The sequence below is a fragment of the Vibrio sp. TRT 21S02 genome, assembly GCF_050113675.1.
Lineage (GTDB): Bacteria > Pseudomonadota > Gammaproteobacteria > Enterobacterales > Vibrionaceae > Vibrio.
Genome location: NZ_JBNJOI010000007.1, coordinates 183,841 through 207,856, shown reverse-complemented (window position 1 = coordinate 207,856; position 24,016 = coordinate 183,841). Strand labels below are relative to the sequence as shown.

At 45.4% G+C, this 24,016-nt stretch carries 18 protein-coding genes; 14 read left to right on the top strand and 4 right to left on the bottom strand.

What is annotated here, in order from left to right; genetic code table 11:
* Positions 1 to 333: 333 nt before the first annotated feature.
* Positions 334 to 1,698 (bottom strand): Na+/H+ antiporter NhaC family protein, encoded by a 1,365-nt coding sequence (locus ACQEXU_RS11990; RefSeq protein ID WP_427010985.1) that lies wholly within the window; start codon positions 1,696 to 1,698, stop codon positions 334 to 336.
* Positions 1,699 to 1,911: 213 nt separating this feature from the next.
* Here ACQEXU_RS11990 and ACQEXU_RS11985 point away from each other — a divergent pair, with 213 nt between their 5' ends.
* The 4 genes from ACQEXU_RS11985 (at position 1,912) to ACQEXU_RS11970 (ending at position 4,218) form a co-directional block, all read left to right on the top strand.
* On the top strand, positions 1,912 to 2,415 hold the full coding sequence (locus tag ACQEXU_RS11985; RefSeq protein WP_367988515.1) for a GNAT family N-acetyltransferase: 504 nt from the start codon (positions 1,912 to 1,914) through the stop codon (positions 2,413 to 2,415).
* A 34-nt stretch (positions 2,416 to 2,449) separates the two neighbouring features.
* Positions 2,450 to 2,989 (top strand): GNAT family N-acetyltransferase, encoded by a 540-nt coding sequence (locus tag ACQEXU_RS11980; RefSeq protein WP_427010984.1) that lies wholly within the window; start codon positions 2,450 to 2,452, stop codon positions 2,987 to 2,989.
* A 78-nt stretch (positions 2,990 to 3,067) separates the two neighbouring features.
* Positions 3,068 to 3,799 (top strand): SDR family oxidoreductase, encoded by a 732-nt coding sequence (locus tag ACQEXU_RS11975; protein WP_427010983.1) that lies wholly within the window; start codon positions 3,068 to 3,070, stop codon positions 3,797 to 3,799.
* A 23-nt stretch (positions 3,800 to 3,822) separates the two neighbouring features.
* Positions 3,823 to 4,218 carry a GFA family protein gene (locus ACQEXU_RS11970; RefSeq protein ID WP_427010982.1) on the top strand — a complete coding sequence of 132 codons (396 nt, stop codon included), beginning with the start codon at positions 3,823 to 3,825 and terminating at the stop codon, positions 4,216 to 4,218.
* A 5-nt stretch (positions 4,219 to 4,223) separates the two neighbouring features.
* On the opposite strand, the gene ACQEXU_RS11965 is transcribed toward ACQEXU_RS11970, so the two are convergent.
* Both ACQEXU_RS11965 and ACQEXU_RS11960 read right to left on the bottom strand, forming a co-directional pair.
* Positions 4,224 to 4,643 (bottom strand): hypothetical protein, encoded by a 420-nt coding sequence (locus ACQEXU_RS11965; protein ID WP_427010981.1) that lies wholly within the window; start codon positions 4,641 to 4,643, stop codon positions 4,224 to 4,226.
* A 56-nt stretch (positions 4,644 to 4,699) separates the two neighbouring features.
* Positions 4,700 to 9,112 carry an IPT/TIG domain-containing protein gene (locus ACQEXU_RS11960; protein ID WP_427010980.1) on the bottom strand — a complete coding sequence of 1,471 codons (4,413 nt, stop codon included), beginning with the start codon at positions 9,110 to 9,112 and terminating at the stop codon, positions 4,700 to 4,702.
* 245 nt (positions 9,113 to 9,357) lie between these two features.
* Here ACQEXU_RS11960 and ACQEXU_RS11955 point away from each other — a divergent pair, with 245 nt between their 5' ends.
* Positions 9,358 to 9,507: a hypothetical protein gene (locus ACQEXU_RS11955; protein ID WP_427010979.1), complete on the top strand. Its 150-nt coding sequence runs from the start codon at positions 9,358 to 9,360 to the stop codon at positions 9,505 to 9,507.
* A gap of 279 nt (positions 9,508 to 9,786) precedes the next feature.
* On the top strand, positions 9,787 to 11,256 hold the full coding sequence (locus tag ACQEXU_RS11950) for a protein adenylyltransferase SelO (RefSeq protein WP_427010978.1): 1,470 nt from the start codon (positions 9,787 to 9,789) through the stop codon (positions 11,254 to 11,256).
* Here the strand turns inward: ACQEXU_RS11950 and ACQEXU_RS11945 are convergent.
* Complete coding sequence (locus tag ACQEXU_RS11945) at positions 11,251 to 14,844, bottom strand: PAS domain S-box protein (RefSeq protein WP_427010977.1); 3,594 nt, start codon at positions 14,842 to 14,844, stop codon at positions 11,251 to 11,253. The two genes, ACQEXU_RS11950 and ACQEXU_RS11945, sit on opposite strands and share 6 nt — an antisense overlap.
* Positions 14,845 to 15,165: 321 nt before the next feature.
* Between ACQEXU_RS11945 and ACQEXU_RS11940 the strand changes: the two genes are divergently transcribed.
* The 8 genes from ACQEXU_RS11940 to ACQEXU_RS11905 all read left to right on the top strand — a co-directional run bounded on the left by ACQEXU_RS11940 (position 15,166) and on the right by ACQEXU_RS11905 (position 24,016).
* The gene (locus ACQEXU_RS11940; protein WP_427010976.1) at positions 15,166 to 15,888 is read left to right on the top strand and encodes a response regulator; all 723 of its coding nucleotides are present in this window, start codon (positions 15,166 to 15,168) and stop codon (positions 15,886 to 15,888) included.
* Positions 15,878 to 17,338: an ATP-binding protein gene (locus ACQEXU_RS11935; RefSeq protein ID WP_427010975.1), complete on the top strand. Its 1,461-nt coding sequence runs from the start codon at positions 15,878 to 15,880 to the stop codon at positions 17,336 to 17,338. Before ACQEXU_RS11940 ends, ACQEXU_RS11935 begins: the two co-directional genes overlap by 11 nt.
* Positions 17,339 to 17,480: 142 nt before the next feature.
* Positions 17,481 to 18,728 (top strand): ABC transporter substrate-binding protein, encoded by a 1,248-nt coding sequence (locus ACQEXU_RS11930; protein WP_427010974.1) that lies wholly within the window; start codon positions 17,481 to 17,483, stop codon positions 18,726 to 18,728.
* Positions 18,729 to 18,841: 113 nt separating this feature from the next.
* Positions 18,842 to 19,765: a carbohydrate ABC transporter permease gene (locus ACQEXU_RS11925; protein WP_427010973.1), complete on the top strand. Its 924-nt coding sequence runs from the start codon at positions 18,842 to 18,844 to the stop codon at positions 19,763 to 19,765.
* On the top strand, positions 19,762 to 20,619 hold the full coding sequence (locus tag ACQEXU_RS11920) for a carbohydrate ABC transporter permease (RefSeq protein ID WP_367988527.1): 858 nt from the start codon (positions 19,762 to 19,764) through the stop codon (positions 20,617 to 20,619). Before ACQEXU_RS11925 ends, ACQEXU_RS11920 begins: the two co-directional genes overlap by 4 nt.
* Before the next feature lie 5 nt (positions 20,620 to 20,624).
* A complete protein-coding gene (locus ACQEXU_RS11915; protein ID WP_367988528.1) occupies positions 20,625 to 21,737 on the top strand; it encodes an ABC transporter ATP-binding protein in 1,113 nt (370 codons plus the stop codon).
* A gap of 522 nt (positions 21,738 to 22,259) precedes the next feature.
* Positions 22,260 to 23,255: a TRAP transporter substrate-binding protein gene (locus ACQEXU_RS11910; protein ID WP_427010972.1), complete on the top strand. Its 996-nt coding sequence runs from the start codon at positions 22,260 to 22,262 to the stop codon at positions 23,253 to 23,255.
* 86 nt (positions 23,256 to 23,341) lie between these two features.
* Positions 23,342 to 24,016 (top strand): TRAP transporter small permease, encoded by a 675-nt coding sequence (locus ACQEXU_RS11905; protein ID WP_427010971.1) that lies wholly within the window; start codon positions 23,342 to 23,344, stop codon positions 24,014 to 24,016.

Below are 24,016 nucleotides of genomic sequence, written 5' to 3'. Positions count from 1 at the left end.
AACTAGCGCAACTTGACTAACAGTAAAGTTAGTCAAGTAACTAGTCAAGTAAGGAAGTGATTTAGTGTAGTTGTATGTAATCTTAAGTAGTATGATTACTATCTGGGTTTGCTGTAAGTGATTGATTTTATTTTGTTGGTTAATCTTGTGTTATCGTTTGAAACCATAAAACCACATCACTTCTAAGGATGTGGTCGTAGGTTCGAATCCTACAGGGCGTGCCATTTATTCTAAAGCCCCGATAGCTCAATGAGTCATCGGGGCTTTTACGTTTCTGATGTATAGCATAGATTCAAAAAGAACGCCTAAGTGGCGCTCTTCTCGTTTTGATGTTTAGCTGGCCTGTGTTGCCGTTCTTCTCGCTGGGTGATTGATGAAAATCGCGACAATGGCGGCGATAGCCAGTGAGAAGCAATAGTAGGAGTTCGCTACGATCTCAATGGGTGATAGCTTGAATACGGAGCCGAGTAGCAATATTTGTGCACCGTAAGGCAACATTCCCTGCATCACACAAGAGAAGATATCCAGCAAGCTGGCGGAGCGTCTTGGCGTCACATTGTGTTCTTCAGCCAGCTGGCGCGCAACGCTGCCTGAAACGATGATCGCCACGGTATTGTTTGCGGTGCACGCATTCACCATCGCAACCAAGCTCGCAATACCAATTTCACTCGCGCGACCATTTGCTTTGGCAGAGTGTGTCGAACCGAAAACTCGGATCATGCGACCAACCAACTGAGTAAGAAAAGCCAGCCCACCTTGGCGACGCATCAGCTCACTTAAGCCACCAATCAACATCGAGAGCAAGAATATCTCTTGCATGCTGCCAAAGCCTTGATAGATGTCTTTACCAAAGTCAGTTAGCGCATAGCTTTCCGTGCTGATTAGGCTCACGCCACCTGCAAGCAGAATCCCGATGGTGAGGACAATAAACACATTGAGGCCAGAAATTGCGAGAATTAATATCGTGATATACGGCAACACTTTAAGCCACTCAATAGGCCCAGTTTCCGGTGTTTGGGTTGCCGCACTATTAAAGGCGAAGATAACTAGTGCAAACAGAGCAGCAGGAATGGCGATGCGGACATTCTCTTTAAATTTATCGCGCATTTCACAACCTTGAGAGCGGGTTGCTGCAATGGTGGTATCGGAAATAATGGAAAGATTATCACCAAACATTGCGCCACTTAACACCACCCCTGCTGTAAGAGGTAGGCTCATGCCTGCTGATTGCGCAATGCCTAAAGCGACAGGGGCAACAGCTGCGATGGTGCCCATCGAAGTGCCCATGGCGGTGGCAATAAAGGCTGAAATCAGGAAAATACCCGGTAGGATCATGGTCGCTGGAATAGCGGACAGACCAAGGTTAACAGTTGCATCAACACCGCCCGATGCTTTAGCTACAGCGGCAAAGGCGCCTGCCAACAGATAGATCATGCACATGGCGATGATGTCTGGGTGGCCAACGCCACGCATAAATTGTTCAATCGCGCGGTTAAGTGACTCTTTACTTAATACGATAGCCAGAATGATGGCGGGAAGTACGGCGATAGGTGCTGGTAACTGGTAGAAAGCAAATTCAACGCCCTGTAAAGATAGGTAGGTTCCAACGCCAATAAACAGTGCTAGGAACACCACTAAGGGCATGAGGGCTATCGCCGAGGGCGCAGCAGATTGAGTTGTGTTTTTTGAGCCAGACATTCAAATGCGCTAAATAAATGATAAGGGCGAGCAGACTAATCTGACTGGCGGATGTTGTCAACGTCTAGACGTCTAAATGTCTATATGCTTTTGGGTGAATACGAACGATCGATATCCGATTTGTCCGACATAAAACTTACGGCAGTTTGTGGCGATTTTTTATGCAGACTCTGCTAGTCTTATGCACATAATTCAATATAACGAAAATTAAACATGTATCTGAAATTATTACATGAATCAGATTGCGCATCGCTGCTGGATTTTGAAAGTGAAAACCGAAAATGGTTTGAGCAATTTATTCCGCCGAGAGAAGGGGGATTTTACTGTTTTGAAGGGGTGCGTAGCCATGTGCTCGACTTTCTTTCAGACTATCGACAACGTCAATGTTTACCCATGCTGGTGTGTGGTACTGAAGGTGAAGTGATAGGACGCGTGAATTTACACAGTTTGTGCATGGAAACGGCTTCTGCTTATTTAGGCTACCGTATCGGTGAGCAATACACGCGCCGTGGTGTGGCATCATTTGCGGTTAATGAAATTCTGCAACAAGCACGCCGAATAGGTCTTAAAAAAATCGTTGCTTTTGCGGCTACTGATAATATTGCCTCACAAAAAGTTCTCGCAAACAATCAATTCCTGAAAGGAGAGTGCGTAAAAAACTACGCGCGATTAAACGGGAAAGCGATTCATTGCTATAAATACACTCTCCAGTTATAAACGATTTATCTTGATTAAAATGGAGTTTGGTGTGATGGAAACGGCACGTTTACGCTTGCGACAGTGGAAAGCACAAGATCGCGAAGCTTTTCGTCTGATGGGCGCTGACCCACAGGTCATGCGTTATTTTCCAGCTTTGCTGAGTCACGATGAATCAGATGCGATGGCGCAGCGAATTTTTGACATTATTGATCAGAAAGGCTGGGGCTTTTGGGCCGTTGAACTGAAAGAAACGAGAGAGTTTATTGGTTTTGTCGGACTGCACCAACAAGCGCAAGACAGCGGTATTCCCAATGCTCCTTTGGTTGAAATTGGTTGGCGCTTGGCGCAGCCCCACTGGGGAAAAGGTTACGCACCAGAAGCGGCTCGAGCAGCGCTCAAGTTTGCTTTCGAACAACTCAATCTCGATACCGTGTATGCTTTTACTGCGTTGCCTAATCAGCCTTCGCAACAGGTGATGATGAAACTAGAGATGAAGAACCTACAACAAGATTTTAATCATCCTAAACTTCCGCAAGGACATCCATTACAGCGACACTGTCTGTATGCCATCAAACGTAGCGATTGGCGTTAACCAGTAATCTACGATATAAAACGAGTCCAGAAAGGGCTCGTTTTTTTATGAGGTTTTCTTTTATAACAGGAGGTTAAGATGGACAAGGTTGTTGTGGTTACAGGCGCTAGCCGAGGGATCGGGGCGGCAACGGCGGTATTGCTGGCAAGTCAAGGTTACGCCGTTGTGGTGAATTATCTGCGTAATCACAGTGCTGCTGATGAGGTAGTGAAAAAGATACGCGCTCAAGGTGGACAAGCTATCTCGGTTCAAGCGGATGTGGCTGATGAACATCAAGTGACGGAGTTGTTTCAACAAGCAAATCAGGTGTTTGGTCCGGTGACCCACCTTGTCAATAATGCCGGAATTTTATTTACCCAAGCGAAACTTACCGAGATCTCAGCAGAACGCTTTCAAACCGTAATGAATACAAACGTTCTGAGTTGTTTTCTGTGTTGTAAAGAAGCGCTGAAAACCATGTCGGCAGGCTCGGCTATTGTGAATGTTTCTTCCGCGGCATCACGAATCGGAGCGCCATTTGAATACATCGATTATGCTGCTTCGAAAGGGGCGATGGACAGTTTAACTAAAGGTTTGTCGCTGGAAGTGGCCGAGATTGGTATTCGGGTGAACGCGGTCCGCCCGGGGTGTATTTATACAGATATGCATGCCGATGGTGGTGAGCCGGATCGGGTGGATCGTCTTAGCGCTCACCTTCCACTAAAACGAGGAGGCACTCCTGAAGAAGTGGCTAATGCCATTGCGTGGTTGTTGTCTGATGAAGCATCGTATGCGACAGGTTCTTTTATTGATTTAGCGGGTGGAAGGTAAAAACTTTCAAAAAGGAATTTAGGATGATTCAGAAAGTAGGAAAGACCAAAATCAAACCGGAGCATAAAGCGAGTTGTCACTGCGGCGCTGTTGAATTGCTTTTGTCATTGCCCAACGGTATTGAGAAGCCAAGACGTTGCGATTGTTCCATTTGTCGCCGCAAAGGGGCGATAGTCGCTTCGGTTTCCCTAGATGGAATCGAGATAGTAAAGGGAAAAGATGCGTTAAAGCTCTATCAGTTTAATACCAAAACGGCGAAGCATTATTTTTGTGCCCACTGTGGTATTTATACTCATCATCAACGGCGTTCCAACCCGAACGAATATGGTTTTAATGTCGGATGTTTAGAAGGGGTCAACCCTTATGAACTCGGAGAGGTAATTGTGAATGATGGTGTGAATCACCCAGCAGATCGCTAAGCCTGTTATCGGTATTGCTCTGGAACCAGAAGATAGTAGCACACCAGTGTCGCAACAAACCCTAGAATGAGGGTTGCTGTTGTAGCAAGCCAATGTTGTCGCGTATTTAAAGCGGGCCGATTATAACTGTCTTTGTGGTAGTGACATAACGATAATGGGGCGGTATAGCGCCAGATCCAGACAAGGTAGCTGAGTAAAGGTAAGACGATGTAGTTATTTAAAGGATCGCCCCCTTTATTGCCACCCGCACTGGGAACGCCAATGATATCTTCATATAAGGTGATCAGAGACATGCCCCAAAGCGCAAACAAAATACCACTTAGAATGAAGAAAGTGCGTAAGGTTTGTGCTGGCGGTAAGCGCAGCGGAAAGGCTTTGCTCCATTTATCACCGTATTGCCAATAATCCTTATCTTTTTGTTCCATTGTTTTGATCTCTTAGGCCAGCACAGATGTGCTGGCCTATTAGTAAGTAGTAAACGTTACTCAGCCCCAAGTCGTCTTGGAATGCTCTTAGGTACCATAAATACGCTAGGAGCTGAAGGCTGTATCACTTTAAATGAGTATTGCTTAGGGGCAGATCCCGGAACTAAATCACTTCCTGATGTCGGTGCACCGGAAACATCGGTGACACCAGAAAACGAAATACTGTATGTGCCGATGCCATCCGGAGCATCAAGACCAGTTAAGGTCGCTGAATGTACCCCAGTTGGTAGCGTTATTGGGAAGGCAAAACAGTACTTGCTGTTACTGGTCGCTGTTTGTCCCACACGTTGTCCATCTACATCCAGTGCAAAGTTATCATCTTTCAAACCGCCGTTGTCACATACGGTAATAACAACATCCGCTTCAGCGATCTCTACTTCAAGTTCGTTAGACCATTTACTGTCATTGATGTCGAGACGTTTTGCTTTAATTGCATAGGTCCCTGGGTCAAGATCTTTTGGAATTCGGAAAGAGAGTTCCGTACTGCTTAGGCTTAAAATTGCGACCTGATATTGACCAAACATCACCATATTTTCTGAAGAGAACTTAGAAAATCCCGATCCTTTTACGGTGAGAATATCATTGGATGCAGCTTGAGTTTTGGATACGCTGCTGAGCACCAAATCAGCCTCTACGGTGATAGCTTCTTTTAACTCTTCTGCTGGCAGATCAAAAGCAGAGTGTTTCACTGATAGATCAAACACATCATCATCGGTATTAAACAAACTGGCACCTGCCATGATCCACATTTCTGTACCGTCATGGTTGATATAGTATGGCTTGTATTGGCGGGCTTCACCTGAAAGTGTGCTAGTGAGCGTGACCATTGGGTACTTTTTACTGCTCCAAAAATCAGGTTTGACGGGCTGGAAGCCACGTCCGTCAATGATGATTTGTTTTGGTTCTCCATCTGGCATGATCACCGCAGGTTCCACACTAGTGACTTCCAGCTCTACTTCCACTTGAAAATCTATCACAACGTCAACTGATGAAAGATCAGTGAGTGTTTTGCCGATATCAACTCCCATTAAAGTGAAGTCTTTAACGATAAGCAGTTGTCCAATCACAGGGATGGCTTTTTTCACCGCTTTTGCTGCCAGTTTGGCTAAGGCTTCTGCGGTCAGGTTTTGCGCTGCGGCTTTAAAGATGGCTTGGGTAACTGGGCCATAACTTAAAAAGTCATTTTTTAGCTTAACTAAAACGTCGTATCGGAACTCTTCCAGTGATTGACCGCCTGTAGTGAATTCCATCACTTCAGTCATAAACCAAGGAGCTTCGGTTAAAAAGATGGTAGCAAGTTGGTTTTTATTGATGGTGAGCAGGCCAGCGTTGTCAAGGATGAACATTAGCTGAGGCAATACCACACCATCGATGATGGTTCTGCCGACAAGGTACTGGCGAACACTTTTTTCATGAGCGCTGATCTGCCCGGGCGTCAGCATCGCATCGTAGCTTGCGTCGGAACCCGCACTTAATACACGGACCGTTGAGTCTTGCACGACAGAACCACCACAAATCCCCGTCGAAGCGATATGCCACATGGTCTCTTGAGGGCCAACAAAATTGGAACTCCACATCCCAGAGCCATATTGGCAAATGCTCTTACCTTCACTACTCACCACTTGAAAAGACAAATGCAATTTGGTGTCGTTTTCGATATTGAATTGATTGTCACCATCGATTTTTACGCCAATGTCGTCAATTTCTTGCTCGGGCGTGATCACGATAGGTGAGTTGGAGCGTCCTTGGCGTAGAGCATTGGGTTGAGCCACTAGACTGGCTTTGATGTCTGTCAGCGCTTGCTGGTACAGCGGGGACAAATAGATTTCATCAGATAGCAAGTAATCAAGATCACTGGCTAACCCGTTATAAATTAATTCACCCAGTTGCTGAACACTGTCTAAGGCGTAAATTGCTTGCAATTGTTGCTCTGCTGATGCGTTGCTCCAGTCGTTATTAATACTGTGCCACAAGTAACCAACCGCGGTGGTGGTGGCATTGATTTGGATTGAGCTTGAAGATGGCAGCACAGGAGCATAGCCTAGCGTGTAGATCTCCTCACCAATGTATTTTGATAGTGTCGCAATTTCAGGTTGTGCGACATCAATATCCAATGTGTTGCCATTAGGATTGAATGGCACTTCATTGTCTAGAGAGGTGGATAAATAAACATCTTCCGGTTGAATGCCTGTTGGCAGTTCAGATGTAACATTGTGGCTAGCGGTTTGCTTATAGCTCACGTAGAAAGATTGAGTGCTGCCGTATGCATGATCCAGATAAATTTCACCAGAGACAAAGTTACTTGGCAAGGTGAGCGTATAGCTTTGATCGGAATAACGGTTGTCAATATCGAGGGTGCCTGCCGAATAGTGCAGTACAAATGGCTGATTTAAGTTAGTGCCGTGCAGAGTTAATTGATTACCGGATAAGGACACTTGGCTAAGTAGCAGCGCATTGTCTTGCAACACTTCAATCGGGTATTCCCCGGTACGTGTTTCACCGTCAGTCACAAGTAGAAGATGATTCCCCATACCAAGTGTCTGACAATCAATTTGTAATGTGTCTTGCTCGACAGTATGTGGGATAACTGAACTTTCCCCTTGGCTACGTACCACCGTTTTTAACCCTGAATAATGGTTAAAGTTCGATAGCGAAATGGATACGCTTTGGGAAGGTAAACATTGGAAGGTAATTTGGTTACGGCTGTCTGTCACTTGGGTGATTTCAAGTGGTTTGTTGTCGCGAGCAACCGAATTCAACATGGCAATATTTGGCTCAGAATCCAAGGTATCATCAACCATATCGTTATCATTGTCGGCATCGACAAAGTCAAACAACTGGTCGCCATCAATGTTACTTGGCTCCATAAAGTTGAAACCTACCTCAACGCTATCCAGTTGACCATTATTGTCACTGTCTTCATCTTGGCTGTTGATTGCGCCGTCGTTATCGACATCTAAGGCGACGTTGAGCATTTCTAATTGGTCTGCAATCAGGTCGTTATCGCTGTCGAGATCCCACCATGACGGTAGCCCGTCGCCATCCATATCAAGTGTTGGTGTCGCGCGACCATAGAATTCAATACCATCGCTAACACCATCAGCATCGCTATCTGCACTGAGGAAATTGCTGTCTAATGCTTGTTCCATTTCATCAGACAGACCATCTTGGTCAGAATCAAGATAAACCAAAGCTTGATAGTCTATGGTTTCGCTGATATTTGCTCCAAGCGCAAAGAAGTAGTTACCGGAAGATGGGATCACCGCACTGATAATCCGTTGTCCTGGTAATGTGTGTTCCATAAAGGCAACGGGGATACCTTGTGCATCAACTAAGGTGATAAAGCCAGCAAATGGCAGCGATGTCTTTAATTGGATAGAAACTCTGCCTTGTGGCAGTGTGAGGCGGTAGTAATCTTGGTCATAACCGCTATTGGTTTGAAGTGTTCCAGAGATAAATGAAGGGAAGGCCGTCACCGTCTCTGAAACAGCAATACCATCATTGTTGACTGGGCTTTCAATGTGTTCTGGCCAGCTGTCTTTGGATGCATCAAATGGGTAGCCATCTAGTTGATCGACAACGCCATCACCATCTTCATCGTGCTGGTGGTAGTTACTTACCCCATCGCCATCGCTGTCAGAGTGTGAAGCTTTGTCGAGTGGGAAGAGGTCATCATTTAAATAGCCATCACCGTCGGCGTCTAGGTCGTCTGAATCGCTTAACCCATCACCGTCGATATCGTCAATCACGTTAATGGTGTAGTGAGCAAATGCTGATAAATCTTGTTCGTTGTCTAGGACTAACTCCAGGCGATATTCGCCAGATGTATCGGCAAAGAATCCAGTGCTGTGAGAGTTAGGACTTGTCAGGGTGTATTGGCTATTTTCTGGTGACTCAATGACTTTCCAGATTGGGTTCAATCCTACCGAGCCATCACTGGTTAAGATAGACAAGTTAGGTTGATTTGCGATAGGCCAGTTTCTTACTTTGGCAATGGTGGCTTTGCCCATGATGTTAGCAGACGGGATCGGGTTCGATTTGTCTGCATTGATATCAATCTCATCACTCACGGTGAACTCACCATCGCTCACGTTAACCTGTAATTTGAAGGTTTCCGTTGAGGCGACGTCTGGTAACACAACGGTAAGGTTGCCATGTTCATCAATATTACTTAAATCCAGTTCAGGTGTGCCTGACAATTGCTCCCAGTTAAATGAAAGTGCATCGCCATCTGGGTCATAGGCATTAACCTGAACTGAGATTTCTCTTAGTCCATATGTTTGGGTTTGTTCTGACACCAAAGTTACTGTGGGCGCGCTGTTTGTATCATTGTCGCTGTCCCAAAAGCAGCCGCTTAGCCCTAATGCACCTGCAAGAATGACACTAAGCTTCGTTTTCTTAGCCAACACGTTAAAAATCCTTTTCTTAAAAAATAGAATCTCATTCATCGCTCTTTTTAAGATGATGAAAAATATGCAAATAACCTATTTATGCTATCTCGTTCTGTAATCGTGTCTCTGTTTTGTTTTTGAGATCGTCTATTTTTTGGTCAAAAGGTTTAATGTATGAAATGGCCTAGCACCAAGGTGTTGCTTTTGTTTCAATCTTAAGTTTGGTGTGGTTTTGGTTAAGTTGCGATAGGGCAAGAAAAAATATGCAACAACGTGGTAAGGCGTTGGGAAAAAATGAAGATCTATCGAAAGGTGTAAACTTAGGTATTGCAGCCGCAGTGTCACAAAAAATTCATCGTCTTACATTGGCATCTTGGGTCAGAATTCATCATAGTGTCATTGTGGTGTCATAAAAATAGAACAAGGAGAAATGATGCAGCATCAAGAAATGATCCAACCTTCCCATTTCGGTGTCGTTAGCCGTACATGTCTGTTTTGCTTCGTTGGTCTTTTGAGTGTGTTTACGCTGATATAAACCGCGATTTTAAATCAAATATCTTAAGATTTATGGCTTAAGAATCCATATTAAGTTTGTGGTTACTATCGTGTAGTAGACTGCAATGCTTAGCCTCACTAGTTTGCTTTGTTAAGCTGTGCTATTTTCGGTTTATCAACATGTGAATGGATTCTTTATGTCTGACCTGAGCACGCTTAACTTATCTCACCGATTCTCCCAACTGCCCGCTGCGTTTTATCATAAGGTTGCCTTACAGCCTCTGACGAATACTCGTTGGGTCGCATGGAATGCACCATTTGCGATGACGTTTGATTTACCACAGCAAGCGGATGAAACGCTTTTGCGTCAGTTTAGTGGTGAAGATGCGGTGGCTGAATTTAATCCTTTGGCGATGAAATACGCGGGTCATCAATTTGGTGTTTATAACCCAGATCTTGGTGATGGACGTGGTTTGCTCTTGGCTGAAATTGAAGACGATCAAGGAAAAGTGTTTGATATCCACGTCAAAGGGGCAGGGCTGACGCCATTTTCAAGAATGGGTGATGGTCGCGCTGTGCTACGTTCTACCATTCGAGAGTATTTGTGCAGTGAAGCGATGGCTGGGCTTGGTATCCCGACCACCCGAGCATTGGGAATGATGGTTAGTGATACGCCTGTATATCGAGAGAAAACTGAGCAAGGTGCATTGCTAATTCGGATGGCAGAGAGCCATATCCGATTTGGTCATTTCGAACATTTTTTCTATACCAATCAGCACGAGTATTTGCAGCTATTGGCCGATAAGGTCATTGAATGGTATTGGCCTGAGTATTGCGATGCGGCGCTTCCTTATGTGGCGATGTTTGAACAGATTGTTGACCGAACGGCTTATATGATTGCTTGCTGGCAATCAGTGGGTTTTGCTCATGGAGTGATGAATACCGACAATATGTCTGTGCTGGGGCAAACGTTCGACTATGGTCCTTTTGCTTTTCTCGATGAGTATGATCCGAGCTATATTTGTAACCACTCAGACTACCAAGGACGTTATGCGTTTGATCAACAGCCTCGTGTTGCGTTGTGGAATTTGTCTGCATTGGCCCACGCCCTTTCGCCGCTGATTGAAAAGCCGGATCTTGAACGGATATTAGGGCAATATGAACACAAACTGAGCCTCTATTTTAGCCAACTAATGCGCAGCAAACTCGGATTACATTGTAAGCTGGACGGCGACGGTGAGTTGTTTGATGCCATGTTTGAGTTACTTCAGAAAAACCGCACTGACTACACCCGCTTTATGCGTCAACTATCGATGCTTGATTGCCAGCCGGAACAAGCCGTGTTGGATTTGTTTGTTGACCGTGACAGCGCAGCTTCATGGTTAACTGCGTATATGGCCCGTTGTGAGCTAGAGATAGCGAACGATGGGCAAGCTGTCACGGCTGAGCAGCGCTGCCACAAAATGCGTCAAGTAAACCCTAAATACATTTTGCGAAACTACCTTGCTCAAATTGCCATCGACAAAGCAGAACAGGGAGATTTTAGTGAAGTGAATCAGCTTGCTGAATTACTTAGAAAACCGTTTGATGAGCAGCCCGGCTTCAATACTTATGCCAACCTGCCACCAGAATGGGGTAAGGGTATTGAAATCAGCTGCTCTTCATGATGCTTTCGAGTGCTTTTTGCCCCATTTGGATAGCTTTTTCTCCAGGAATTGCTTATTCACTGGTTTAGTAAGGAAGTCATCCATACCCGCTTCAATACAGGCTTTGCGATCACTTTCCATTGCATTGGCGGTCATGGCTAAAATCGGAATGGTTTGAGCTTGGCTGCCAGCCTCGCCATTACGAATATTAATAGTGGCTTCATAGCCATCCATTTCTGGCATCTGGCAGTCCATCAACACCAGATCAAACGTATTGGATGCTTGGAGTTTTTCCAGAGCAATAAGACCGTTTGTTGCGATTTCGTAGCTGCATTTTAGCTGCTTTAAGAAACCAGTAATTACGATTTGATTCACGCGGTTATCTTCAACAACCAACACATGCAATGTACTTTCTAGCATTTCATCAACTGGTGCGCTATCGAGGCCAAGTAAGTAGTTGTGGGTAACAAGCGGTTGCCGCTCATCGAAGTCCTCACTCCCAATCACTCGAAGCGCTTGAAGTAAGTCTTTGGTGGTCGCAGGCTTAATGAAATAACCACTGAACCCTAGCTGTTTAAACTCATTCTGAGCACTGATGTTATCTAACGATGTCATCATAATGAGCTTAGTGCGTTGGGCATGGGGATGCTGGCGTAACTCTTGACTGAGTTCGATGCCATCTTGCAGCGGCATCAACATGTCTAGAAATGCGACATCAAACTCTTTGCCATGTGTTTCAAACTGAAGTTGGCACTGCGCTTTAGCTTCTTCAGGACCTTTCGCTTCAACGGCATTCGCCCCCCAACGTTGCAGTTGTTTTAGCAACACCTCTCGGTTAATGGCATTGTCATCAACAATGAGAATATCGAGTTCAGAAATATTGGTATCGGGTACGACAACGGTTGATGTCTTGGATTTTCCTACGAGGACATTAAAACTGAATGTTGTGCCTTTGCCTACTTCACTGGTGACAGAGACATCGCCGTCCATCAACTGACACAGCTTTCTTACAATCGCTAACCCCAGTCCGGTGCCGCCATATCGACGGGTAGTGGATGCATCAACCTGACTGAACTTATCGAACAAGCTATCGACTCTATCGGCCGGAATTCCTATGCCTGTATCCGAAATATAAGCATCGAGACGCCAGTGATTTTTATCATGTTCGTTGAGTTCAGCGTGGATCAGTATTTCACCTTTTTCGGTAAATTTCATCGCATTACCGACTAAGTTAGCAAAGATTTGTCGGATGCGGGAACTGTCACCCACCACACGGCTTTGCTCAATATCAATGGTATCTAAAATCAGTTCGATATCAGGGTTCGTCAGGTTTGCTGCCATACTCTCACTGAATTCACCGAGTAAACTACGCAGATCAAAATCGTGTTTTTCAAACTCTAACTTATCGGCTTCAATTTTAGAGAAATCAAGAATGTCGTTGAGCAAACTCAGTAAAGATAAAGCACTACTGTGCGCGAGATAGGCTTGGTGTTGTTGTGAGTGATTGAGGTTATTAGACATTAACAAATCCAGCATACCGATAACCCCGTTCATCGGTGTACGGATCTCATGGCTCATAACAGCCAAGAATTCACTTTTGGCTTTTACTGCCAGCTCTGCATTTTCCTTGGCTTTAATCAGAGCATCCTGTGATGCTTTTAATGGACCAATGTCTCGCACCATGCCAGAGAAAAACATGCCTTCTTCTGTTTCTATTGGGGCAATTGAAAGCTGTATTGGAAACTGTTCCCCCGATTTTCGCTGAGCAATAACTTCGCGTCCTAATTGCCCAAGGGAGTCTCTGATACCAATGATTTTGGCTTCTTTCGTGGTGCGATAGCGGTCGATATAGCCTTGGTGGTGGGCTTTGTATTGATTGGGCATCAGCATTTCGACGGGTTGGCCAACCACTTCATTTTCGGAGTAACCAAAAATCATTTGTGCAGACTGGTTGAAGGTTAAGATGGTCCCTTGACTATCGATGGTGATGATGCCGTCTGCGGCGGTATCGAGCACTGCGGCAAGGCGTTGTTTCGTTTCTTGTTGCTGGCTCATTAGTCCACTTTTAGCTTTTACTGCTCGTTCTGCATTCTCCTTAGCTTTAATCAATGCATCCTGTGATGCTTTTAATGGACCAATATCTCGCACCATGCCAGAGAAGAACATGCCTTCTTCTGTTTCTATTGGGGCAATGGAAAGCTGTATTGGAAACTGTTCCCCCGATTTTCGCTGGGCAATGACCTCGCGCCCTAATTGCCCAAGGGTGTCTCTGATGCCAATGATTTTGGCTTCTTTTGTGGCGCGATAACGGTCGATATAGCCTTGATGGTGGGCTTTGTACTGATTGGGCATCAGCATTTCGACGGGTTGGCCAACCACTTCATTTTCGGAGTAACCAAAAATCATTTGTGCAGATTGGTTAAAGGTTAAGATGGTCCCTTGACTGTCGATGGTGATGATGCCGTCAGCAGCCGTATCAAGCACCGCTTCGAGCCGTTGCTTTGTTTCTTGCTGCTGGCTCATTAGGCGCTCTTTTTCCTTTACCTCTAAATCCAGCCGTTTTAATGAGGTGGTATTTTGCTCGATTTTTCCCGTTAACGTATTGATGGACTGGGCAATGGAGTCGATAGCGCGAATGTTAAAGCGAGGCAGGCGATAACCAAGGCCATTGCTTCCGAGTAAGTTGATTTGCTCAATGAGATGAGTGATGGGATGGATCAGGAGCTGTTGCAAACTCATGAACAGCGTTACTGATAGTACAACAGCAGAAAGGACTAATATCAGTGTGGCAATGTCACGAATGCGAATTAAAGCGGCGAATACGGCTTGATGGTCAAAGTGAATCTTCAATTGGTATTGTGCCATACCGACCGCGACATCATGTTCTTTGGTGATCACGGCTGAAATCGGTTCATGATTACTGACTTGAATTTTTTGTTTTGAGTTGGCAAAGCTTAATTCAATGGCTTGAATCGGATAATACGCATGTCTTAGCTTTTCGTAAGTTGCAGAAAGTAAAGAGAAGTAGCGCTTTTCCCAGTCGAGCGAGAGCATTACCCAGCCGACCAACTGATTTCGCAGGTAAATCGGACTGGCCACCCATTGAGACAAGGTGTTTTTATCATCGGATGAAATCAACGGGTCTGTCGATGGGGGGCTTAGGAGCGCTCTATCTGTCATCAGGCTAGAGAAAACATCAAACTTTTCCACATTGGTTAACAACCAGGGCTCACTGTTGAATCGTCGGTTATTGCTGGTGATGGTTGATGCTGCGAATACGGTCCCGTCGTAATCAACAATGATGATGTAGTTAATGAAGTCGTGTGTTTTGACAACATCATTGAGTGACTGAGCAATGCCTCGATTAATGCCAGTATCAATTGCCTTTTTAATGTTCCGGTTTTGGGCGTTGAGTTCCGCGATGGATAAAGTGGCGGTATTGTTTTCTTCGATGATGCCACTGACGAGTTCAAGCGTACCGGAAAGTTGTTGATTTACACTACGCTCAAACGCTTGCTCAGCGATTTTATACATTATGATGGCTGTGATCAGAATGATGAATGACGTGATCCCAACAATTAGTGCAGTCAGTTTTTTTGCCAGCCCCATAATCTCTACCTATTTCCGTGTGTATTGATTTAAGGACTTAATGCGAGCAGAAGTAGAGGTAGTGATATCTAGGCTCAACATGACACCAGTAATATCAGCAAGTAATTTCATTATTATTCATGCCTAAGTTTGACGTTCTTTAAGCTAAAGCTTAGACATAAAGTGTCGTTTTTGGAGAGGGAATTGCTTTAATGTCTTTTTTGTTAAAAAGATGTGATGTAAATCTGCTATCTGTTCAAATTCTTCAAACTTATCAATAAGAATGCGAGAGGCAACTATCTAAACTACCCTTAATTTCAGTAGTAGCGAGCGGTCTGAGCAATGAACGCGAAAATACTTGTTGTCGATGATGATCAAGAAATTAGGGAATTGTTAGACGAATACCTAACAAAAACTGGCTATCAGGTGATGGCGGTTGCCGATGGGGAACAGTTGAGAGAACACCTGAACAATCACGGCTTTCCTGATTTGATCCTATTGGATGTCATGCTTCCGGGTGATGACGGCTTTACGCTGTGCCAACAGGTGCGGCGAGAGTCAAGTATCCCGATTATTATGTTAACGGCGGTCTCGGACGATACCGATCAAATTATTGGCTTAGAAATTGGTGCTGATGATTACATTGCCAAACCATTCAACCCACGTCATTTAACGGCTCGGATTAAAGCGGTGCTAAGACGAGTTCAATTACCAGAAGAGAAACCAAGCGACAGTTTACCCAAGCAAATCACCTTTGGTGACTGGCAATTGGATACTTTGGCTCATCGAATTACTCACCTTGAGAATCAGCAAACCCATGACTTATCTGGCAGTGATTTTGCGTTGCTTATGCTGTTCTTAAATCGCCCGAATGAAGTGTTGGATCGCGATACCATTTCTTTTGCAACGCGAGGGCGTGAAGCCTTGCCATTTGAACGCGGGATTGATGTGCAGTTAAGCCGTTTGCGCCAGCGATTGGGCGACAGTGGCAAGTACCCGCAATACATAAAAACCATGCGTGGGAATGGGTACATTTTGGCAGTGCCGGTCAGCTATGAACATTAATCCATGGCGCTGGTTGAAAAGCTTGAAGCCCAACTCTTTGGTGTCAAGAACGTTGGGGCTGACCTTGTTGGCTGTATTATTGGCGCAAGGGATAGCAACAGCGATTTGGTATAGCGAATCAAAACAAAAAGAGCTGGCAGGTATTCGTGATGCATCTGAAAGCATGGCCAATATGTTTGCCTCCACCGTGACCTTTTTCCAATCTCTGCCGGTGCGCTATCGCCATATTGTGCTCGACCAAATCCGTAATATGGGCGGGACGCGCTTTTTCGTTTCTTTTAATAAAGCTCAGTTGGTTGTAGAACCGATTGCCGACACTCAATTAAAAATGGCCTCGATAGCCGCCATTGAACAGGTCTTGAACAATAAACTTCCCAAGGCCTCTGCCATCTCAGTGGACTTTTCTCATCCAGATAATTTGCGTTTGCTGAAAAACGACATCTACTTGCATGATCTTCCTAAATCTTGGGCGCATCATACACTTACCTTGTCGCCGATTGACCCACCAGTCTTGGTGGTGCAAATCGAAATCGCACCGTCGGAGTGGGTTTATATTGCTGCGCTTTTGCCAGCGCCATACGTCACGCTTGATGACACTTTGATTGACAGGGAACAGATAGTGTTTTTGTTCCTCTCGACTACGATTTTGCTCATTCTTACCTATTTATTGGTGCGTCGTCAGGTGAAGCCGCTTAAGCGTTTAGCCAAAGCAGCAAATGAAATGAGTATGGATATTGATCAACCCCCAATCCAAGAAGATGGGGCCAGTGAGTTGGTGACGGCAACTCGGGCGTTTAATCGGATGCAGCAGCGGATCCGTCGTTATGTCGCTGACAGAGAACACTTGTTTTCTTCCATTTCTCACGACTTAAAAACTCCAATCACTCGGTTGCGCTTGCGAGCGGAACTGTTAGAAAGTGATGTGAAACGCAGCAAGTTTAACAAAGACTTAGATGAGTTGGAGATGATGGTGAAAGGGGCATTGCAGTGCGTTAAAGATACGGATATGCACGAAAATAACGCCTACATTGATCTTAATGACATGATCGATTCGGTCATCGAGCAGCATAACCAAGCGCAAGAGTGGGTGCACTTTACGCCAGTCAATATAGGGCCAGTGGTAGCAAAGCCATTGGCGATAAAGCGTGTGCTGAGTAATCTTATTGAAAATGCGGTTAAGTACGGTGGTGAAACCGAGGTGACGATTTCACGTTCTGAAGAGTGGATCACTGTAACGATAACTGATCAAGGACAAGGGATCCCAGAAGACAAATTAGAAGCGGTGTTCGAGCCGTATTTTCGCTTAGCCAAAGATGATAAAGGCCACGGTTTAGGGCTGGGAATTTGCCGTAATATCCTTCACGGACATGGCGGAGATCTCATTATTGATAACTTGCCAAATAGCGGTCTTCGGGCACAAGTCTTTATTCCACCGGGGTTAGAGGTGTAGTGTAACAAACGTGTTACATTGGCATTACGGTTTGTTTCAATCAAAAAATTCTATTTGGATAGACTGGTTTTTATACAGGCAAGAATGCTTGGGGTCAGAGAGCTGTCGACCCAGTGTCTAATCCAATACATGGAAGATAACAATGAAAATGAACAAAACCCTACTTACTCTTTCGCTGATGTCTGCCGCCAGCTTTGCTCAAGCTGGTGAGGTCGAAGTACTACACTGGTGGACTGCTGGTGGCGAAGCGAAATCGGCTGCGGTACTCAAACAAATGCTCGAACAGCAAGGCCATACATGGAAAGATTTTGCGGTCGCCGGTGGTGGTGGTGAATCTGCCATGACGGTGCTTAAAACACGCGCCGTATCGGGTAATCCGCCATCAGCTGCGCAAATCAAAGGCCACGATATTCAAGAGTGGGGTGGTTTAGGCTTTCTCACTTCACTTGATGCCACGGCCAAACAAGAAAACTGGGATGGCATTCTTCCATCGGTAGTAACCCAAGTGATGAAGTTTGATGGTGAGTACGTTGCAGTACCGGTCAATGTTCACCGTGTAAACTGGATTTGGGCTAACCCAGAAGTATTGAAAAAATCTGGTGTTAGCCTACCGACCACAATGGATGAGTTCTTTGCCGCGGCAGAAAAAATCAAAGCAGCAGGGTTTGTACCATTGGCTCATGGTGGTCAACCTTGGCAAGACGCTACGGTTTTTGAAGCGGTCGCGTTAGACGTTTTAGGTAGCGAAGACTACAACAAAGCCTTTGTTGACCTCGACATGGACGTCCTTTCTGGTGACAAAATGGTGGAAGTGTTCACTAAGTTCAAAAAAATCCGTGATTACATTGATGCCAATTCACCGGGACGTGATTGGAACGTCGCGACGTCGATGGTGATCAATGGTGAAGCCGCCATGCAAATCATGGGCGACTGGGCCAAAGGTGAGTTCAGTGCTGCCGGGAAAGTACCGGGTAAAGATTACATTTGTGCGCCAGCTCCGGGGACGGATGGTCAGTTCACATTTAACATCGATAGCTTTGCTTTCTTTGAGCTAAGCGATAAAGACAATCAAAAAGCGCAGCAAGATTTGGCGCGTACTATTCTGACGAAAGACTTCCAAGAAGTATTTAACCTCAACAAGGGTTCTATCCCGGTTCGTTTGGATATGGACATGGCGAAATTTGACCAATGTGCCCTCGATTCAATGGCAACCTTTAAAGCCAGCGCGAAATCAGGTGACTTGGTGCCAAGCATGGCGCATGGCCTATCGACCACCAGTTACGCACAAGGTGCGATTTTTGATGTGGTGACGAACTTCTTCAATGATCCAAAAGCGGATCCAAAACAAGCGGCGCAAAAGCTGGCTAAAGCGGTTAAAGCAGCCATTTAATTGGCCTGAACCACCGTACACCCCCAAGGGCGGTCAGGCTTGTGGGGAGCCTGTCTCGCCCTTTCCTTATCTGAGCCGGAACAATGCTCAGCATTAAAACGTAAGGATTCGTTATGGAGCATGTATTGAATCGGTCTGGCAAGAAGTCAGCACCGAAGCTCAGTTTTGCCGATAAGTTGCAACATTGGTTACCAAAAATCGTATTAGCACCTACGGTATTGGTCACTATTGTCTGCATCTATGGCTACATATTCTGGACAGCAGCGCTGTCGATGACCAACTCGCGCTTTTTACCAAGTTTCAACTTCATCGGTTTCGATCAGTATGAAAAGTTGATGGACAATGATCGCTGGATCACGTCGATCACCAACCTTGGTATTTTTGGATTGTTGTTCATGCTGGTCGCCATTGGACTGGGTGTGGGGCTCGCGATTTTGCTGGACCAAAACATTCGTCAGGAAGGCGCGATTCGCACAATTTATCTCTACCCGATGGCGCTGTCGTTTATTGTGACCGGTACAGCGTGGAAATGGATTCTCAACCCGGGTCTTGGTATCGAAAAGTTGATGCAAGATTGGGGATTCAGTGACTTTTCTTTTAACTGGCTGGTGGATTCCGAGATGTCGGTCTACACGCTGGTGATTGCGGCGGTGTGGCAGTCTTCTGGTTTTGTGATGGCCATGTTTTTGGCTGGGCTACGTGGCATTGATTCCTCGATCATCAAAGCGGCGCAAATTGATGGGGCGAGCCTACCCACCATTTATTGGCGCATTATCTTACCTTGCCTGCGTCCTGTATTTTTCAGTGCGGTGATCATCACCTCTCACATTGCGATTAAGAGTTTTGATTTAGTGACGGCAATGACCGCTGGCGGACCGGGTTATTCATCGGATTTACCTGCGTTATTTATGTACGCCCACTCATTTACTCGTGGTCAGATAGGTCTTGGTGCAGCGAGTGCCATGATGATGCTTGCTGGCATTCTGGCGATTCTAGTGCCGTACCTCTATTCCGAATTGAGGGAGAAAAAATCATGAGTAGTCAGATCAATTTTGCACGGCTGTTTATCTACAGCGCGTTAACCTTTTTCTGCTTAGTGTACCTGATGCCTCTGTTTGTCATGGTGATCACCTCGTTTAAAACCTTGCCAGACATCAAAGCGGGTAACTTGATGAGTTTGCCAAAAGAGTGGGTATTTGATGCTTGGTATAAGGCTTGGGATAGCGCGTGTACCGGCGTGAAATGTGAAGGGGTTAAAGGGTATTTCTGGAATTCATTTCAAATGGTGATCCCAGCGGTGGCGATTTCAACCCTATTAGGGGCATTTAATGGTTACGTTGTGACCAAATGGCAATTTCGTGGTTCAAACCTGTTTTTCAGCTTGTTGCTGTTCGGGTGCTTTATCCCGTTTCAAGTCATCTTATTACCGATGGCAGCCGTGCTCGGGAAACTGGGTTTAGCCAATACCACCACCGGGCTTGTGCTGGTGCATGTGATATACGGCATGGCTTTTACCACCTTGTTCTTCCGCAATTTCTATATCGGGGTCCCTGATGAACTGATCAAAGCCGCGAAGCTGGATGGCGCGGGTTTCTTCACCATCTTTTTCAAAATTCTGCTGCCGATCTCGACTCCGATCATCATGGTGACGGTGATCTGGCAGTTTACCGCGATTTGGAATGATTTCTTATTTGGTGTGGTGTATTCCGGCTCAGAAACCCAGCCAATTACCGTCGCGCTGAATAACTTGGTGAACACCAGTACCGGGGTGAAGGAATATAACGTTGATATGGCGGCCGCCATCATTGCCGCACTGCCGACGTTGTTGGTTTATGTTTTAGCAGGGAAATACTTTGTCCGTGGATTAACAGCGGGATCAGTAAAAGGATAATTAACATGGCAACACTTGAACTTAAACAGATCCGCAAAACCTATCCAAAAGCGGATCAAGAGACTTTAAAAGGGATTGATATCAGCATCGACTCGGGAGAGTTTTTGATTTTGGTTGGCCCGTCGGGATGTGGAAAATCCACCTTGATGAACACCATTGCTGGGCTTGAAAATATTAGCTCGGGTGAGATTGTTATCGATGGCTTAGATGTGTCTCAAATTGAACCGAAAGATCGTGATATCGCGATGGTGTTTCAGTCTTACGCGCTGTATCCGAATATGACGGTGCGTGGCAACATCGAGTTTGGGCTAAAAATTCGCAAAATGCCGCAAGCGAAAATCGATGCAGAAGTACAGCGCGTGGCAGAAATGCTGCAAATTGACCACTTACTGGATCGTAAACCTTCCCAATTGTCGGGTGGTCAGCGTCAGCGAGTCGCAATGGGTCGAGCGCTGGCTCGCAAACCTAAATTGTATTTATTTGATGAGCCACTTTCGAACCTTGACGCCAAGCTTCGTGTGGAAATGCGCCATCAGATCAAACGTCTGCATCAGCAGCTCAACACCACCATTGTTTACGTCACGCACGATCAAATTGAAGCTATGACATTAGCTGATCGTATCGCGGTGATGAAAGATGGTGTTTTACAACAGCTAGGGACGCCTCACGAGATATATACCAAACCAAACAATATGTTTGTTGCTGGTTTTATGGGGTCACCGTCAATGAACTTCATTAAAACCATGGTGGATTTGGATCAACAGGAGCAGCCAGTAATTAAAGTGAAGGGCAGCAACAATCAAGAGCATCACATTAAGCTGCCAGCGTCTATGCGTGAACAAGATGGCAAAGAGATTGTGATTGGACTTCGCCCTGAGCACATTACCGAAAAGCAAAATCCTGAATCACAAGCGACCACTCAACTTGATATTCAATTAGAGGTTCTGGAACCCACGGGGCCAGACACTATTGCGATGATTAAAGTCAATGATCAAGAAGTGGCGTGTCGCTTATCGCCAGAGTTTGATGTCCAAGTGGGGCAATTGGCAGGGCTGCATTTTGACTTAGATAAAGCCGTTTATTTTGACGCGCAAACAGAGCAACGCATCGACTTCTAATTCGAATTCGTACATCCTCAATCCGCGGCTTTGGCTGCGGTGCTTGCGGGGGATAAACTGGTGTTGCTTGCCACTAGGTTGAGGATGTACCCCTTTCATTTGATTGTGATTACAAATCTATCAATAGCGTCTATGCTTATACATAGTGGTACGAGAGGTTTTTGTATGGCTGCAAGGTTATCGGTTTATGTGGCACATCAACAGCGTACCTACTAATCTTAGATGGAGGAGAGGGCATGGTTTAGTCTCCTTCCACTTGTCCCTCTCCTCACATTTATGAACTCCTGCTCTGCGGGTGGGAATTGTGTTAATTCCCACCCGTTTCTTTTTTATCATGGGTCATTTCCCACCCAAAATAGATGATGTACTTGTCTAACTTACCTCAATAAATCCCGTATTTTTCTTCTAACTAATTGAAAAATAACGAATGTTATTAAAATGTAAATTCTTGGTCTGTTCTTTGCTCTTTATTGATTATCAACACCCAAAGATGGGGTTGTTTCATTAATAAGGAGAATAACGATGTTTAAGCCTTTGACTCTACTGTCTGTATCTGCTGTCGCACTCACCAGTTTTAATGCAATGGCAAATTGTGATCCGGGTGAAACCGTCATTAAATTTAGCCATGTGACCAATACCGACAAACACCCAAAAGGCATTGCTGCTTCACTGCTGGAACAACGCGTGAATGAAGAGATGAATGGCAAGGTGTGTATGCAGGTGTTCCCAAACTCGACGCTTTATGATGACAACAAAGTGCTGGAAGCGCTGTTAAATGGTGACGTGCAACTTGCTGCCCCTTCTCTTTCCAAGTTTGAAAAGTTCACGAAAAAATACCGTATCTTCGATCTGCCATTTTTGTTTGAAGACGTAGCAGCGGTGGACCGTTTCCAAAACTCAGAATCTGGTGAAAAACTGAAAAATGCAATGAAGCGCCGCGGTTTACAAGGTCTGGCATTTTGGCACAACGGCATGAAACAAATGTCGGCAAATAAACCGCTACTTTCTCCAACGGATGCCAAAGGATTGAAATTCCGTGTTCAAGCTTCGGATGTTTTAGTTGCTCAATTTGAACAGCTTGGTGCTAACCCACAGAAGATGTCATTCAAAGAAGTGTATGGTGGCCTACAAACCAAAGTTATTGATGGTCAGGAAAATACGTGGTCGAACATCTACGGTAAAAAGTTCTTCGAGGTACAAGACGGGATCACAGAAACCAATCACGGAATTCTTGATTACTTAGTTGTGACATCGAATGACTTTTGGAAAGGGCTACCAGCTGATCAGCGTGAGCAGCTCAACACCATTATCCAAGAGGTAACTCAGCAGCGTAATGCGGAATCTACCGCCGTGAACTTAGCCAATAAGAACAACATTATTGAAGCGGGTGGTGAAGTGCGCGCGTTGACGCCAGAGCAACGCCAAGCTTGGGTAACGGCACTGCAGCCAGTATGGAAGAAGTTTGAAAAGGACATCGGTTCTGATCTGATTGAAGCGGCATTAGCTTCAAACAACTAAATCACCGAACAGGGGCTCTTCGTATCGGGAACGAGAGCTCCTGCTTTTCGGTGGCATGCAACATTATAATTAGAGCGAAGTAGTATATGGATCAGTCTATTTTTTCTAAGGTCGGAAAAGTAACCGATGCAATTGAGGAGAGCTTGATTGCATTCTTTCTTGGAGCGATGACGTTGCTGACATTTGCCAACGTGATTTTTCGCTACGTATTTAACGACAACATTCTTTGGGCATTAGAGCTTACGGTTTTCATGTTTGCTTGGATGGTGCTGGTTGGCGCGTCCTACGGCGTGAAAAAGCATTTCCACATTGGCGTCGATGTCATCATTAACCTTGCCCCAGATAACTTACGTAAAGTGTATGCGCTGTTGGCAGCGGCTTGCTGCTTAGCGTTTTCAATATTGTTGCTCATTGGGTCATGGAATTATTGGTATCCGTTTGCCACTGAACGTGCGTGGTATGAAACCGACGATATTCCGATGCCTGAAATGCTGCAGTTTCTTGCAGATTGGCTCAACGAAGGCGAACGCTACGAGAAGTTACCTCGTTTTATTCCTTACATGGCATTACCGATCGGCATGGCTTTGCTGACGTTTCGCTTTCTTCAAGCAACGATTCAAATCGCGACGGGTAAACTTGATCGCTTGATTGCTGGCCATGAAGCAGAAGAAGATTTAGAGGCGTTAAAAGCCGATATGGCACAAGCCGGCGAGGCGATGGTGGCAAAATCTGATAACAATCAAAATGGCAAGGAGCGCTAA

What these genes read in the sequence shown, in the direction of transcription:
- ACQEXU_RS11990 (WP_427010985.1), bottom strand. Translation starts at nt 1,698, where the DNA reads ATGTCTGGCTCAAAAAACACAACTCAATCTGCTGCGCCCTCGGCGATA.
- ACQEXU_RS11985 (WP_367988515.1), top strand. Translation starts at nt 1,912, where the DNA reads ATGTATCTGAAATTATTACATGAATCAGATTGCGCATCGCTGCTGGAT.
- ACQEXU_RS11980 (WP_427010984.1), top strand. Translation starts at nt 2,450, where the DNA reads ATGGAAACGGCACGTTTACGCTTGCGACAGTGGAAAGCACAAGATCGC.
- ACQEXU_RS11975 (WP_427010983.1), top strand. Translation starts at nt 3,068, where the DNA reads ATGGACAAGGTTGTTGTGGTTACAGGCGCTAGCCGAGGGATCGGGGCG.
- ACQEXU_RS11970 (WP_427010982.1), top strand. Translation starts at nt 3,823, where the DNA reads ATGATTCAGAAAGTAGGAAAGACCAAAATCAAACCGGAGCATAAAGCG.
- ACQEXU_RS11965 (WP_427010981.1), bottom strand. Translation starts at nt 4,643, where the DNA reads ATGGAACAAAAAGATAAGGATTATTGGCAATACGGTGATAAATGGAGC.
- ACQEXU_RS11955 (WP_427010979.1), top strand. Translation starts at nt 9,358, where the DNA reads ATGCAACAACGTGGTAAGGCGTTGGGAAAAAATGAAGATCTATCGAAA.
- ACQEXU_RS11950 (WP_427010978.1), top strand. Translation starts at nt 9,787, where the DNA reads ATGTCTGACCTGAGCACGCTTAACTTATCTCACCGATTCTCCCAACTG.
- ACQEXU_RS11945 (WP_427010977.1), bottom strand. Translation starts at nt 14,844, where the DNA reads ATGGGGCTGGCAAAAAAACTGACTGCACTAATTGTTGGGATCACGTCA.
- ACQEXU_RS11940 (WP_427010976.1), top strand. Translation starts at nt 15,166, where the DNA reads ATGAACGCGAAAATACTTGTTGTCGATGATGATCAAGAAATTAGGGAA.
- ACQEXU_RS11935 (WP_427010975.1), top strand. Translation starts at nt 15,878, where the DNA reads ATGAACATTAATCCATGGCGCTGGTTGAAAAGCTTGAAGCCCAACTCT.
- ACQEXU_RS11930 (WP_427010974.1), top strand. Translation starts at nt 17,481, where the DNA reads ATGAAAATGAACAAAACCCTACTTACTCTTTCGCTGATGTCTGCCGCC.
- ACQEXU_RS11925 (WP_427010973.1), top strand. Translation starts at nt 18,842, where the DNA reads ATGGAGCATGTATTGAATCGGTCTGGCAAGAAGTCAGCACCGAAGCTC.
- ACQEXU_RS11920 (WP_367988527.1), top strand. Translation starts at nt 19,762, where the DNA reads ATGAGTAGTCAGATCAATTTTGCACGGCTGTTTATCTACAGCGCGTTA.
- ACQEXU_RS11915 (WP_367988528.1), top strand. Translation starts at nt 20,625, where the DNA reads ATGGCAACACTTGAACTTAAACAGATCCGCAAAACCTATCCAAAAGCG.
- ACQEXU_RS11910 (WP_427010972.1), top strand. Translation starts at nt 22,260, where the DNA reads ATGTTTAAGCCTTTGACTCTACTGTCTGTATCTGCTGTCGCACTCACC.
- ACQEXU_RS11905 (WP_427010971.1), top strand. Translation starts at nt 23,342, where the DNA reads ATGGATCAGTCTATTTTTTCTAAGGTCGGAAAAGTAACCGATGCAATT.